The organism is Bradyrhizobium sp. MV1.5 (assembly GCF_055807615.1).
The window spans coordinates 1-14024 of the sequence record NZ_JBVVPL010000074.1 but is presented as its reverse complement, the minus strand read 5'-3'; the positions used below and the strand labels follow the sequence as shown (position 1 = coordinate 14024).

Sequence of the window (14024 nt, the reverse complement as noted above, 5' to 3'; positions counted from 1 at the left end):
CGCATCGGGACAATCCCCTCGAGGAGAAAGCCCTCACCAGGCGCTGCGCGCCGACCTCTCCCGCAAGCGGGAGAGGTGCACCACCTTCGTGGTTAGCTTACGCGCTCACACCCGCGCCGATCGGGCAAGACACGCCGGTGCCGCCCAGGCCACAATAGCCGGCAGGATTCTTGGCCAGATATTGCTGATGATAGTCCTCGGCAAAGTAGAATTCGCCGGCGGGTGCGATCTCGGTGGTGATGGTGCCGAGACCTTTTGCAGCAAGCGCCTTCTGATAGAGCGCCTTCGATTGATCGGCGGCTTTCTTCTGCGCGTCTGAAGTGGTGTAGATCGCGCTTCGGTACTGCGTGCCGACATCGTTGCCCTGACGCATGCCCTGCGTCGGGTTGTGGCTCTCCCAGAACGTCTTCAACAGCTTCTCGTACGACACCTTGTTCGGATCGAACACGACCAGCACCACTTCGGTGTGACCGGTGCGGCCCGAGCAGGTCTCTTCATAGGTCGGGTTCGGCGTGTGGCCGCCAGCATAGCCGACGGCGGTGGCGTAAACGCCCTCGCCGAGCTCCCAGAACTTGCGCTCGGCGCCCCAGAAGCAGCCGAGCCCGAACACGGCCTGCTCGAGACCAGCGGGATAAGGCGGCTGCAACTTCGCGCCGTTGACGAAATGGGTGGTCGCGGTCGGAATGGCTTGCGCACGGCCCGGCAGCGCTTCCGTGGCGCTCGGCAATGCGGTGGTCTTGCGCATGAACAGCATGGACGGATCTCCAAGAACGAGCTGCCCGTCGCCAAGGACAAGCTATTGAGCCAAGGCAATGAGCCAAGCGCTCAGGCGGCGTGCTCGCGATCAGTTGGGAATATAGGTCTTTACGCGCAAAGGGGCAGCCCTGTTACGCCGCGCGCGGCCGCTTCAGTCGCGCGAATTGAAAGCTCAATCCCGGGAATAGCCGATCAGCGGCTTGCGCGGGCGGAACAGGATCATCAGGAGGATGCCGAGAATGCCGAGGACAGCGAAAACCGGCTGATCCAGCACCAGCCGGATCACCGAGGTCCAGAGCCAGGGCGCCTTGGCCTCGACCCAGGTCCGGAATGCCGTCTGGCTGGCCTGATTGATGTCGTTCCAGAACTGGCCGAAGCGGGTGAACCGCAGGGTCTGGTCGGCCACCCAGCGGGCGCCGTCATAGACCATGAAGATGAACCCGCCGGCGAGCAGCAACAGCCCAATCAGTCGGAAAAAGCCGCGGATCATGCCTCACCCTATACAGTCGTCCGATCGGACGACCCTCGGAACGCCGCCAGCCAATACAAGGGAGACGGCAGAAATTCAACCTCTTCAGGGCGTTACGGCACTCATCCTCGCCCTGAGGGGCTGCTTTTGCAGCCCGGGAAAGCGTTGACGGTGCCAAAGACCCTCTCTATAAGGGCGCCAACTGGCGGCGGGCGCAATCCTGCCGCCGCTGTTCTTTGAGCAGATGCAGGCTCCTTGGGCTTAGAGGCTCCTTGAGCTGAGAGGCTCTTGGGCCTCAGAGACAGCCGCAAGGCTGTCGCTCATGTTCCGGGAACAGCCTAGCAACCGAACACCCTAATTCCGAGCGTCGATTACGCGGTCAAGCAAGCCGGCGCTACCCGACCAAGACGCGACCGGTACCCGCAAAGGACATTGAGACCATGGCCAATACCACCTCCGCCAAGAAAGCGACGCGCAAGATCGCCCGCCGCACCGCCGTCAACAAGTCGCGCCGCACCCAGATGCGCGGTGCCGTGCGTAACGTCGAAGAAGCCATCAAGACCGGCGACCGCGCCGCTGCCGTGACGGCGCTGGCGAATGCCGAGCCCGCCTTGATGCGCGCCGCGCAGCGAAACATCATTCATAAGAACAATGCCAGCCGCAAAGTCTCGCGGCTCACCGCGCAGATCGCCAAGCTCGCCAAGTAAGCTCACCAAGTAAGCTCGCGAGTGATCTAGCAGCATTCGTTCGATCGGACGATCCGGACGCACATCGCATACGTCAAACAGCCCGGCATCACGCCGGGCTTTTTTGTTGCCTGCCATATTCACGCAAGCAGTCACGCGCCGAGCGACCTTCGATCGGAGGATTGCGGCGTTTGCACCATGACGTGTCCCGTAGTTTTACCTGCGAACGGTTTTGCAACAGCGGAAACTTCCACCGCGGTGCAAAAGGTCCTTGCGAGGCGGGCTCAAGTTGAATTCGCGGCCCCTGCGAGTTCTGCACACCGTAGTTTCCCCGGATCGCGAGACGCGAGGGAGTTACCCTGTGAAACAAGACTCAAAAAACGATGTCTCGCTAATCACTTATCGACATAGTGAGGGCAAGCATTTGGAAAATTCGCCTGCGCGTCGTGCGCGTGACGCTTTTGTAAAAAATTTTTGGCGGTGGCGGAGAATTGTCACATCAGACGCGGCACCTTCGATTCTGTGCACGAATCCAAAACCTTGCTCTGAAGGCCTGTGCACAACTCCGCGTGGCGTTAACGCAGATCAAGATTTTTGATGCCTCAAGTGTGAATCAATTCCGTTGCGAGTCTTTCCGCATAGTGTATTCCTTAAGACGTCAGCGGCGCCCACGATCTTGAGACCAGCGCGGTATCGGAAACGGGGCGAGCGTGCAAATCGGCGGCGGTGTGCACGTAGGCGGCGCTTCAACAAGCGATGTCGGATCAAAACCCACAGCAATGTGGGAACGGTAGCTTTTTGTCTGAATGTCTCCAAGCGGGATCTTTCTCTCGCGCTTAAGAGACGTCTTGAAAGCTGCCCCGACAGGCATGATGGCGAAGCCGAGCGGACGACGAGTACACGGGCAGGCATCCGATGACGACGCGGGTGTCGTTTGGACACGCAGGACCTTGTCGCGAGCAATCACGGCAGGACGGGGAGGTATCATGTCTTACGAACTCAACGCGGTATTGAAACACATTTCGACTTCCAGCATTTCGACTTCCAGCGATGCCGTTTTAGATTCGTCGGACACCAAGCCTCCCGCGTGTCACGGAGCGCCGAGTACGCGCTGACCTCGCGACCCCTCCATCTCTAGACATTGCTGATCGGACGCGGCGTTTCCGCCGAACGGTCCAGCCATGCCTGCAGGTGAAATCGCTTGAGGTCGCGCCATTGCAAACATCCCTGGACAGGTATCCCTGGCAGGAACTCTGCATGGCGCTCACCACGCAACCTTATCTCTCAAGAAAAGTTCTCAAATGATGACAACTCCGGAACAGGATCGCTGGTCACGCGTGAAGAGTCGGCTGCGCTCGAACGTTGGCGAGGACGTCTATACGAGCTGGTTTGCGCGCATGGATCTGGAAGGCGTCCAGGACGAGAGCGTGCGCCTGTCGGTGCCGACCCGCTTCCTGAAGAGCTGGATCCAGGCCCATTATGCCGAGCGCGTGCTGTCGTGCTGGCAGGCCGAGATGCCCGAAGTCCATCGCATCGATCTCACCGTGCGTTCGGCCGTGCGCCCCGTGGTTCAGCAGAAAGAAGCGCCCGCGCCGGTCGAAACGCGCCGCTCGCCTTCGCCGGAGCTGCGCTCGACCGCGACCGCGCCGGTCTCGGCCAATCATGATGCGCTCGGCGGCTCGCCGCTCGATCCGCGCCTGACGTTTGCGAGCTTCGTTGTCGGCCGCTCCAACACGCTGGCGCATGCGGCTGCGCGTCAGGTCGCCGAGGGTCGTCGCGGCGATCCCGTCATGTTCAATCCGCTCTACATCCATGCGGGCGTCGGGCTCGGCAAGACGCATCTCTTGCAGGCGGTGACCTGGGCCGGCAATTCCGGCAACGAGCGCAAGGTGCTTTATCTCACCGCCGAGAAATTCATGTACGGCTTCGTCGCCGCGCTGAAGACCCAGACGGCGCTCGCCTTCAAGGAAGCGCTGCGCGGCATCGACGTGCTCGTGATCGACGATCTCCAGTTCCTGCAGGGCAAGTCGACCCAGGCCGAGTTCTGCCACACGCTGAACGCGCTGATCGATGCCGGCCGCCAGGTCGTGATCGCGGCCGACCGTCCGCCGTCCGATCTCGAAAGCCTCGACGACCGCGTGCGCTCGCGGCTGGCCGGCGGCCTCGTGGTCGAGATGGCCTCGCTCGGCGAGGAGCTGCGGCACGGAATTCTCAAGTCGCGCGTCGCCGCGGCCCGCGCCCATCATGCCACCTTCGAGGTGCCGGAGGAGGTGCTGACCTATCTGGCCCGCGCCATCACCCATAACGGCCGCGATCTCGAAGGCGCGATCAACCGCCTGCTGGCGCACTCGAAGCTCAACAACCGGCCGGTGACGCTGGAGATGGCGGAGCACGAGGTGCGCGACCTGATCCGGCCGCAGGAACCAAAGCGGATCAAGATCGAGGACATCCAGCGCGTGGTGGCACGGCAGTATAATGTCAGCCGCTCCGACCTCCTGTCCTCGCGCCGGACCGCCAACGTGGTTCGTCCGCGCCAGGTGGCGATGTATCTCGCCAAGACGCTGACCCTGCGATCGCTGCCGGAAATCGGCCGCCGCTTCGGCGGGCGCGACCACACCACGGTGCTGCACGCGGTGCGCAAGATCGAGGCCCTGGTTTCCAAGGACACGGCGCTGTCGGACGAGGTCGAATCGCTCAAGCGCCAGCTTCAGGAATAAGAGCCTAGGCCTTTCCCTTCGCTCCCGCCGCCCCGGCCCTGCCTGGGCGGCGGTCTTGGTCTGCCTGGGCAGCGGCCTTCCTCTGCCTGGGCGGCGGCCCCGTCTTTGCGGGTAAATCGTGGGGAACCATCGCGCAATCCCTTGAAACGGATGACTTTACGCGCCACCTTGCGCGACCCTGACGGCTTTGGTCATATCGGCTGGATGATCCGGCCTTCCGGGGTCTTCGGTGCCGTGGCGCGCGTCCCGCCGCCCGGCTTTTCCAGATTTGTGTTTCCTTGGGGATCGGGCGAGTAGTGCAATGAAGGTTACGGTCGAACGCGCGCAACTCCTGAAGTCGCTGGGCCACGTCCACCGCGTGGTCGAGCGCCGCAACACGATTCCGATCCTCGGCAACGTGCTGGTTAGGGCCGAGAATACAAAATTGTCGCTGAAGGCGACCGACCTCGACCTCGAGGTCACCGAAACGCTCGCGGCGGAAACCGCGACCGCGGGCTCCACCACCGTGCCGGCGCACATGTTCTACGACATCGTGCGCAAGCTGCCGGATGGTTCGCAGATCGTGCTCGAAGCCGACGGCGACCGCGCCGTGCTGGCGATCCGCGCCGGCCGCTCCCGCTTCACGCTGCAGACTTTGCCGGAGAACGATTTCCCGGATCTCGCCGCCGGCGACATGTCGCATTCGTTCAGCCTCGCCGCCAAGGACGTCAAGCGACTGATCGATCGCACCCAGTTCGCGATCTCCACGGAGGAGACCCGCTATTATCTCAACGGCATCTATCTGCATGCCGCGGGCTCGGCCAAGGCCGCCACCCTGCGCGGCGTCGCCACCGACGGCCACCGCCTCGCCCAGCTCGACCTGGTCCAGCCCAAGGGCGCCGAGGGCATGCCCGGCGTGATCGTGCCGCGCAAGACCGTCGGCGAGGTGCAGCGCCTGATCGAGGACAACGAGGCCGAGGTCACGATCGAGCTGTCGCAGGCCAAGATCCGCTTCACCATCGGCAATGTGGTGCTGACCTCGAAGCTGATCGACGGCACCTTCCCCGACTACGGTCGCGTGATCCCGCAGGGCAACGACAAGGAGCTGGTCGTCGACAAGAAGGATTTCGAGAACGCGGTCGACCGCGTCTCGACGATCTCCAGCGAGCGCGGACGGGCCGTGAAACTCTCGCTGTCCCCGGGCAAGCTGGTGCTGTCGGTGACCAATCCGGATTCCGGCAGCGCGACCGAAGAGCTCGAAGTCGAATACGCTTCCGACGCCCTCGATATCGGCTTCAACTCCCGCTACCTGCTCGACATCGCCGCCCAGATCGAAGGCGACGTCGCAACGCTCCGGCTCGCCGACCCGGGCTCACCGACCCTGGTGCAAGACCGCGACGACAAGAGCGCGCTCTACGTGCTGATGCCGATGCGGGTGTGAGGGCTACCGGCGCCCCTTCGCATCGACTACATCCGTCATGGCCGGGCTTGTCCCGGCCATCCACGTCTTTGGAGGACCCAAACGTGGATGCCCGGCAATGACAAAGACAACATGACCCCCTCCCGCATTCACCGCCTGACGCTGACGCATTTTCGCAATTACCGGGCGGCGGGGCTCGAGGCTAAGGCTGACATGGTGGCGCTGGTCGGGCCGAACGGAGCGGGCAAGACCAATTGCATCGAGGCGATCTCGTTCCTGTCGCCGGGACGCGGCCTGCGGCGCGCGACGCTGGACGACGTCGCCGACAACCAGGGCGACGGCTCCTGGGCGGTGTCGGCGCAGGTCGAGGGCGCGCTGGGCCTTGCCACGCTCGGCACCGGCATCGATCCGCCGCGCGCAGATAGCCCGGTCAGCCGGCGCTGCCGCATCGACCGCGAACCGGTCAATTCGGCGGCGTCGTTCGGCGACCACATCCGCATGGTGTGGCTGACGCCGGCGATGGACGGGCTGTTCATGGGCGCGGCGTCCGAGCGGCGGCGTTTCTTCGACCGCCTGGTGCTTGCGATCGACAGCGACCATTCCAGCCGCATCTCCGCGCTCGAACGTTCGCTGCGCTCGCGCAACCGCCTGCTCGAGACGCGTAATTACGACGACCATTGGTGTGACGCGATCGAGCGCGAGACCGCGGAGCTTGCGGTCGCGGTCGCCGCAACCCGCGGCCAGACCGCGGCGCGACTGACCGGCATGCTGAACGTGCGCGCGCAGGCCTCCGCCTTTCCCTCGGCGCAGATCGCGCTCGACGGCTGGATGGAGAACGCGCTGCTGACGGAGACCGCGACCTCGGTCGAGGACCGCTACCGCCAGATCCTGCGCGACAACCGTCCGCGTGACGCCATCGCCGGCCGCACCACGGATGGTCCGCATCTCACCGATCTCCAGGTGATCTACGCGCCGAAAAGCATGCCGGCGCGCGATGCCTCGACCGGCGAGCAGAAGGCTCTGCTGATCGGGCTGGTGCTGGCGCATGCGAGCCTGGTCGCCGAGATGACCGGCATCGTGCCGTTGCTGCTGCTCGACGAGGTCGTCGCGCATCTCGATCCTGGCAGGCGCGCGGCGCTGTTCGACGAGCTGCGCAAGCTCGGCGCGCAGGTGTGGCTGACCGGCGCAGACCCCGCTGCCTTCGCCGAGATCGGCGCCGGGGGCGAGATCTTTGACGTCGAAAGCGGACAGGTATCGGCCCGGCGCTAGTCGCCGCCGTTGAACCCGCCCCATTTCCGCCGCGACTAGTTGCCGGAGGCGGCGCCGACGGTGTCGCAGCCGTTTTGCAATCGCGCAATGACATCACGCGCGAACCCCTGGAGAGTGAGATGCGGACGGCAGGGTCCGGGGCGCAAGCTCCGGCACGATGGCGGGCGTTTGCGTGCGGCCTCGTTTTGCTCGCGACGTGCATGCTCGCGGCAAGCGCCGGCGCCTGGATGCCGCATCTCGCGTCGCTGCTTTCGGCCGATCTCACACCGGATCCCGATGCCAGGCTGCCCGCACCGACCCGCTACAGCTTTCGAGGAATCCACACCACCCTGATGCGGGGCGTTGAAGCGCCACTTCGCGTCAAGCTCGAAGCCACCGTGCCCGCCGAGCTCGCCGACGTCCTCGCTTTCTACCGCAGCGAACTCGGAAAGCTCGGCTGGCAGGAGCAGCACGATGACGTCGTCGTCTCCCCTGATCACGTCCAGATCGCGTTCGTCTCTCCGCTCGGGCCGGCCAAGCTGGAGCTCGGCCGCAAGGACGGCAGCACCTTGGTCCATCTCGTGCAGAAGAACTCGGATACTGCAACCAGGGCGAACGTCATGCCCGAACCGGGCCGGGCGAAGCTGGTGCTCAGCAACATCGCCGAGACGGAAGCCGTGCTCGGGATCAACGGGCGGATCATCAAGCGCGCTGCTGGCGCTAACGCCGTCTCGCTGGATCTGGCGCCCGGCAAATATGCCTACGAACTGAACGTGCCCGGCCGTCCGGCCTACACCAACATGCTCACCGTCGCGGCCGGCGACGCCTGGGAGCTCACCGTCGGGCGCGACGGCGAGGCATGGTCGCCGCTCCAGCTGTATTGACTAGTCCGGGAGCTTTGAACCTGCCCGGTTCCTGCCGCGACTTCTCGTGTGAGGCCCGCCGACGGTGTTGCAGCCGTTGCAACCGTGCGCGCCAAGCGCCGCGCGACATCCTGGAGACGTAACGATGGCGATGATCCCGCGCGGGATGCAAATCCCGGCACGATGGCGGCTGCTTGCATGCGGTATCTTCCTGATGGCGAGCTGCTCGATCGCGGCCGGTGCCGACGAGGGCATCGTCGACGTCCATGCGCTGCCGCAGCTCGAAGGTGCGATGGAAGACACCTCGCGCCCCGATTCCTATAGCGTCGAATATCGCGTACCGATGCGGCAGGCCGTGACACTGCCCGCGGTCCAAAAGCTCCTGAGCGACAACGGCTGGGTGCCCTATGTGATGCCGCTTGAGGAGAAAAGCAGCCTGCTGAAGTTTAGGAAGGGACGACAGGGCCTTTCCGTGCATTTCACACAGGCCCCCGGCCGGCCGGACCAGTCCGTGGTTTACTACACCACCGACCGGATCTACGGGAACGTGCCGTTTCCGGAAGGCGCAAGCGAGATCGTGTTCGACGGGACCCGACCCTATCTTGGCTGCGTCGCGCCGACGCCGCTCGATGCAACGTCGGATTTCTATGTCAGTCAGATGGCTGCGATCGGCTGGCAGAAGCTCACGTCCGAAACCGCCGCGCGCTGGACGACCAGTCTGAACGAGAGCGTTCCCAACGGCCTGCGCGCGTTCTACGCGCATGCCGATAGCAAGGAGACCGGCTTCTATCAGCAGAAGCCCGTGATGCTGACGCTGACGCGCCGCGACGACGGCCGCACCAATGTCGATATCCGGGTCGCGCCCTTCGCGCTGCCCAGCGAGCTCAAGGCCGATAGCGATCTGGCCGGCCTGCCGCGGCCGGGCCCGACCAAGACGGCCAGGGGTCTCGGCGGCGCGAGCGACAACAAGCGCGAGATGTCAGCCGCCGCGATGGCCGAGCTGCCCGCCGTGCTCGCCTTCTATCACCGCGAGCTTGCCGCGCGCGGTTGGCAGGAGGACGGCAGCGCGCCGCTCGCACCCGGCGACGAGGTCGCGATCAGGATCTCTTCGGCGGAGGAAACCGGCGTGCTGCGGCTCGGCCGCAAATATGATTTCACCATGGTCAGTCTGACCGCGCAGGTGAAAGAATCCGCGCTTGCCGCTCGCGCCAAGGCGAAGAAGGAGGCCGACGACAAGTTCCTTGGGGACGCGTTAGGTGCGGCCAAGCAGCTCATCACCGCCGACGAAGCCAGACGCAAGGTGCAGGCGGCTGCATTGTCCGACGCGCCGCTGAATGCGCTCGCCGACAGCAAGACGCCGGTGCCGCTGCCTGAAAACGCCGAAGGCGTGAAATTCGAGGGCGACGAGGGCAGGCTCGAATTCTCCTCGACATCGAGCGTGAAGGCGCTCACCGCGTTCTACCGCGCATCGCTCAAGCCGGCGGGCTGGAAAGAGCAGCCCTCCGTGATCAATCAGCCGAACATGGCGGTGATGGAGTTCGCAAAGAGCGGCAAATCGATATCGATGACCGTGATGCAGATGGGGCCGAAGGTGAACGTTAGCGCCAACGGCTCCGGTCTGGTCGTCGCCGCGGCGAAGCCCGTCGAGGCCAAATCGACGCAAGCCAAGACGGTCCAGACCAAATCGAAGGAGCCGCTCACGCCCGATCCCGATTCCGCCCTGCCGGTGCCGACGCAGCGCAGCTCGACCGGATTAAGCTCTACGAAATTCCCCGGCAGCGACCAGTCGTTCCGGACCGAGCTCGAAGCCAGCATCCCCGCCGAGCTTGGCGAAGTCCTCGCCTTCTATCGCGCGGAGCTGACCAAACGCGGCTGGCAGGAAAAGACCGACGGCGCGACCGTGACGGCCGAGCGGGCGGAGCTCGCGTTCACCTCGCCGGCAGGGCCGGCCATGCTGAAGCTCGGCCGCGCCAGGGATGAGACGATTGTCAGCCTGGTGCAGCGGAATCCGCAGGCCGCGGCCAAGGCCGACATCATGCCGAAGGCGGGGCAGGCGAGGCTGATGCTCGGCAATATGGGGCCGAAGGAAGCATCGCTGACGATCAACAATCAGACCGTGAAGATCGCGGCCGGCGCCGGCGGTCCGCAATCGCCGAAAGGTCCGATGCTCGATCTGCCGCCCGGCAAGTACCAGTACGCGCTGCGTCTGCCGGGACGCCCCGCTCGCACCGAGACCCTCACCGTGGCCGCCGGCGATGCCTGGGGCCTCCTGGTGGGACCAAGCGGAGATGTGCTGCCGCTTCAGATGTATTGAGCTGCAAGGCCGTTCCGGGGCGTTCCAGATGCCTTGGAACGTCCCTCGTCCCCGCAAAATCCACGCCTTCGAGAGCCCGAAACGGCTTCTCGAACCGCGCTTTTTCCAAGCCGCCGAATCGGCCTTCGAAGGCCTTGAAAATCGGCCGAAAAATCCTAAGTAATCAAGGACTTGCCGGGGGATACTTTGCGCTAGGCGCAATCCGTCTTTCGTGGCACAAATAGCCCGCATATCAGCGCCTTTTGCGCCGCTGATTCGGGCGACATCTCGAAGGCCTCTCATGACTGAACCTGCTCGGCAGACGCCTGCCGAAAACGAACCCTCAAATCCGAGCGATTACGGGGCGGAATCGATCCGCGTGCTCAAGGGTCTCGACGCCGTTCGCAAGCGCCCCGGCATGTATATCGGCGACACCGATGACGGCTCGGGCCTGCATCACATGGTGTACGAGGTCGTGGACAACGCGATCGACGAGGCGCTCGCGGGCCACGCCACGCGCGTGGACGTGATCCTCAATGCCGACAATTCCGTCACCGTGCGCGACGACGGCCGCGGCATTCCCGTCGACATCCACAAGGGCGAAGGCATCTCGGCAGCCGAGGTCATCATGACCCAGCTCCATGCCGGCGGTAAGTTCGACCAGAATTCCTACAAGGTGTCCGGCGGACTGCACGGCGTCGGCGTCTCCGTCGTCAACGCGCTGTCGAGCAAGCTCGGCTTGCGCATCTGGCGCGACAACAAGGAACACTACATCGAATTCGCCCATGGCGATGCGGTCGCGCCGCTCAAGGTGGTCGGCGACGCGCCCGGCAGGCGCGGCACCGAGGTGACGTTCCAGGCCTCGACCGAAACCTTCAAGAACATCGAGTATGATTTCGCCACGCTGGAGCACCGGCTGCGCGAGCTCGCCTTCCTCAATTCCGGCGTCAACATCGCTCTCTCCGACATGCGTCACGCCGTCGAGAAGCGCGAGGAGATGCACTATTCCGGCGGCGTCGAGGAATTCGTCAAATATCTCGACCGCAACAAGAAGGCGATCGTGCCGGCGCCAATCATGGTGCGCGCGGAAGCCAACGGCATCGGTGTCGAGGCCGCCTTGTGGTGGAACGACAGCTACCACGAGAACGTGCTGTGCTTCACCAACAACATCCCGCAGCGCGACGGCGGCACCCATCTCGCCGGTTTCCGCGGCGCGCTGACGCGCCAGGTCAACGGCTATGCCGAGGCCAACGCGAAAAAGGAAAAGATCGCGCTCACCGGTGACGATTGCCGCGAAGGCCTCACCGCCGTGCTGTCCGTGAAGGTGCCGGACCCAAAATTCTCGTCGCAGACCAAGGACAAGCTGGTGTCGTCTGAAGTGCGTCCCGTGGTCGAGAACGTGCTCAACGAGGCGCTGCAGGCCTGGTTTGAGGAGCATCCCTCCGAAGCCAAGATGATCGTCGGCAAGGTGATCCAGGCGGCCGCCGCCCGCGAAGCCGCGCGAAAGGCGCGCGAGCTGACGCGCAAGAGCCCGCTCTCGGTCTCTTCGCTGCCGGGCAAGCTCGCCGACTGCCAGGAAAAGGACCCGGCCAAGTCCGAGCTCTTCATCGTCGAGGGTGACTCGGCAGGCGGCAGCGCCAAACAGGGCCGCAACCGCGAATTCCAGGCCGTGCTGCCGCTGCGCGGCAAGATCCTCAACGTCGAACGCGTGCGTCCCGACAAGATGCTGCACAGCGAGCAGATCGGCACGCTGATCACCGCGCTCGGCACCGGCATCAGCGACGAGTTCTCGATCGAGAAGCTGCGCTATCACAAGATCATCGTGATGACGGACGCCGACGTCGACGGCGCCCACATCCGCACGCTGCTGCTCACTTTCTTCTACCGGCAGATGCGCGAGATCATCGACGGCGGCTATCTCTACATCGCCCAGCCGCCGCTCTATAAGGTCAACCGCGGCAAGTCCGAGCAATATCTGAAGGACGAGCGGGCGCTGGAAGATTATCTGATCGATACCGGACTCGACGACTGCGTCTACATTCCCGGCACCGGCGGCGATCGCACCGGCCGCGACCTGCGCTCGCTGGTCGACGACGCCCGCGCCGTCCGCGGCGTCCTGCGCAGCCTGCACACCCGCTACAATCGCAAGGTGATCGAGCAGGCTGCCATCACCGGCGTGCTCAACAAGGCGATCTACGGCGATCCGGAGAAGGCCGCCGCGGCCGCGCAATACATCGCCGCCCGCCTCGACACCCTCGCCGACGAGGTCGAGCGCGGCTGGATCGGTCAATACGTCGAAGGCCATGGTTTCCAGTTCGAGCGCACGGTGCGCGGCGTCAAGGACGTCGCTCTCATCGACGACGCGTTCCTGGGCTCAGTCGAAGCCCGCAAGCTCGACGAGTACACGGTCAAGCTCCAGGACGTTTATGCCCGCCCGGGCAAGCTGCGGCGCAAGGACACCGAGCACATGGTTTACGGCCCGGTCGATCTGTTCGAAGCCGTCACCGACGCCGGCCGCAAGGGCGTCTCGCTGCAGCGCTACAAAGGGCTGGGCGAGATGAATCCGGAGCAGCTCTGGCAGACGACGCTGGATATCAATGCGCGATCACTGCTCCAGGTGAAGGTCAAGGAGGTCGACGAGGCCGACGACATCTTCACCAAGCTGATGGGCGACGTGGTCGAGCCGCGCCGCGACTTCATCCAGGAACATTCGCTGAGCGCGACGATCGATATTTGAGATCGTTCGCGCGCCGACGATCTTGTTGGGGCCATCCTTCGAGACGCCCGCTTTGGCGGGCTCCTCAGGATGAGGTCTCGTTTCGCGGCGAAACTCTAAACCCTCATGGTGAGGAGCGCCGCCTGCGGCGCGTCTCGAACCACGAGGCCGAGCTGCCAGGAGCTTGTGCTCGGGCCATCCTCTGAACCTCACCACCCGCCATCGCGACGAAGTGGCATGAACCCGCGAGGCCTGTTCCGGCCCGGAAGCGCCACGCCATGACCAGCTCCGTAGCAACCAGTTCCGCTGTACCATCTCGCCGTTTGGGCATCATCGGCAGCATTGTCGGCATGCTGGCGCTGATGGCGGCGGTGTTGCCGCATTGGATCGTGCCGATCGTGTTTCCGCCGGCACCGACGGACCAAGTCATCGTCGACACCGGACACCGCATCAAAGACCGCGTGATCGCGCGGGTGAAGGGTATGGAGTATCAGGCTCCGAAGGTCGAGAAATCGGCTGGACGAAGCTGGAGCGAAGCCTCCTCGGTCACGGCGATCTCGCTCGGCCTGCTCGCGATCCTGCTCTCGGTCCTTGCGCTCATTTTTCGGGAGGAACGGCTCCTCGCCGCCGTGGCGGCCACGCTCGGCACCGGCGCCGTCGCGATCGAAATCTCCTTTGTCGTGATCGGCGCGCTGATCCTGATCGCGATCCTTTATGTGGTGGCGAATATCATCGGGTTGTTTTAAGTCCCGCCGGACAGGCTCGAGCCGCGGCCGGCGCAATTGCTACCGCGCTCAATTCTCTGTAGTTTCCGGCTCGACCACGTCGCCCATCAGCTTGGTGAAGATGTCGTCGGCCTCGTCGACCTCCTTGACCT

The 14024-nt window shown here is 64.3% G+C and carries 10 protein-coding genes; 8 read left to right on the top strand and 2 right to left on the bottom strand.

What is annotated here, in order from left to right:
- Positions 1 to 97: 97 nt before the first annotated feature.
- The gene (msrA, locus tag AC0L2J_RS33730) at positions 98 to 754 is read right to left on the bottom strand and encodes a peptide-methionine (S)-S-oxide reductase MsrA (protein ID WP_063996511.1); all 657 of its coding nucleotides are present in this window, start codon (positions 752 to 754) and stop codon (positions 98 to 100) included.
- A 174-nt stretch (positions 755 to 928) separates the two neighbouring features.
- Positions 929 to 1246, bottom strand: a complete 318-nt coding sequence (locus tag AC0L2J_RS33725; RefSeq protein ID WP_007616084.1) for a hypothetical protein — start codon at positions 1244 to 1246, stop codon at positions 929 to 931.
- 419 nt (positions 1247 to 1665) lie between these two features.
- Here AC0L2J_RS33725 and rpsT point away from each other — a divergent pair, with 419 nt between their 5' ends.
- The 8 genes from rpsT (at position 1666) to AC0L2J_RS33685 (ending at position 13893) form a co-directional block, all read left to right on the top strand.
- Positions 1666 to 1932, top strand: coding sequence for a 30S ribosomal protein S20 (rpsT, locus tag AC0L2J_RS33720; RefSeq protein WP_007598259.1), 267 nt, complete (start codon positions 1666 to 1668; stop codon positions 1930 to 1932).
- Positions 1933 to 3215: 1283 nt separating this feature from the next.
- Complete coding sequence (dnaA, locus tag AC0L2J_RS33715; protein ID WP_473395871.1) at positions 3216 to 4628, top strand: chromosomal replication initiator protein DnaA; 1413 nt, start codon at positions 3216 to 3218, stop codon at positions 4626 to 4628.
- A gap of 301 nt (positions 4629 to 4929) precedes the next feature.
- Positions 4930 to 6048 (top strand): DNA polymerase III subunit beta, encoded by a 1119-nt coding sequence (gene dnaN / locus AC0L2J_RS33710; RefSeq protein ID WP_007603794.1) that lies wholly within the window; start codon positions 4930 to 4932, stop codon positions 6046 to 6048.
- A 111-nt stretch (positions 6049 to 6159) separates the two neighbouring features.
- Positions 6160 to 7296, top strand: a complete 1137-nt coding sequence (gene recF / locus AC0L2J_RS33705; RefSeq protein ID WP_473395870.1) for a DNA replication/repair protein RecF — start codon at positions 6160 to 6162, stop codon at positions 7294 to 7296.
- Between the two features lie 119 nt (positions 7297 to 7415).
- Positions 7416 to 8159: a hypothetical protein gene (locus AC0L2J_RS33700; RefSeq protein ID WP_007603799.1), complete on the top strand. Its 744-nt coding sequence runs from the start codon at positions 7416 to 7418 to the stop codon at positions 8157 to 8159.
- A 124-nt stretch (positions 8160 to 8283) separates the two neighbouring features.
- A complete protein-coding gene (locus AC0L2J_RS33695) occupies positions 8284 to 10452 on the top strand; it encodes a hypothetical protein (protein ID WP_473395869.1) in 2169 nt (722 codons plus the stop codon).
- A gap of 280 nt (positions 10453 to 10732) precedes the next feature.
- Positions 10733 to 13168 carry a DNA topoisomerase (ATP-hydrolyzing) subunit B gene (gyrB, locus tag AC0L2J_RS33690; RefSeq protein ID WP_007603802.1) on the top strand — a complete coding sequence of 812 codons (2436 nt, stop codon included), beginning with the start codon at positions 10733 to 10735 and terminating at the stop codon, positions 13166 to 13168.
- Between the two features lie 257 nt (positions 13169 to 13425).
- Positions 13426 to 13893, top strand: a complete 468-nt coding sequence (locus AC0L2J_RS33685) for a hypothetical protein (RefSeq protein WP_473395868.1) — start codon at positions 13426 to 13428, stop codon at positions 13891 to 13893.
- The last annotated feature ends 131 nt before the right edge of the window (positions 13894 to 14024 follow it).

Coding starts and splice junctions, on each gene's coding strand:
- msrA (WP_063996511.1), bottom strand. CDS start 754: ATGCTGTTCATGCGCAAGACCACCGCATTGCCGAGCGCCACGGAAGCG.
- rpsT (WP_007598259.1), top strand. CDS start 1,666: ATGGCCAATACCACCTCCGCCAAGAAAGCGACGCGCAAGATCGCCCGC.
- dnaN (WP_007603794.1), top strand. CDS start 4,930: ATGAAGGTTACGGTCGAACGCGCGCAACTCCTGAAGTCGCTGGGCCAC.
- AC0L2J_RS33725 (WP_007616084.1), bottom strand. CDS start 1,246: ATGATCCGCGGCTTTTTCCGACTGATTGGGCTGTTGCTGCTCGCCGGC.
- dnaA (WP_473395871.1), top strand. CDS start 3,216: ATGACAACTCCGGAACAGGATCGCTGGTCACGCGTGAAGAGTCGGCTG.
- AC0L2J_RS33695 (WP_473395869.1), top strand. CDS start 8,284: ATGGCGATGATCCCGCGCGGGATGCAAATCCCGGCACGATGGCGGCTG.
- gyrB (WP_007603802.1), top strand. CDS start 10,733: ATGACTGAACCTGCTCGGCAGACGCCTGCCGAAAACGAACCCTCAAAT.
- AC0L2J_RS33685 (WP_473395868.1), top strand. CDS start 13,426: ATGACCAGCTCCGTAGCAACCAGTTCCGCTGTACCATCTCGCCGTTTG.
- recF (WP_473395870.1), top strand. CDS start 6,160: ATGACCCCCTCCCGCATTCACCGCCTGACGCTGACGCATTTTCGCAAT.
- AC0L2J_RS33700 (WP_007603799.1), top strand. CDS start 7,416: ATGCGGACGGCAGGGTCCGGGGCGCAAGCTCCGGCACGATGGCGGGCG.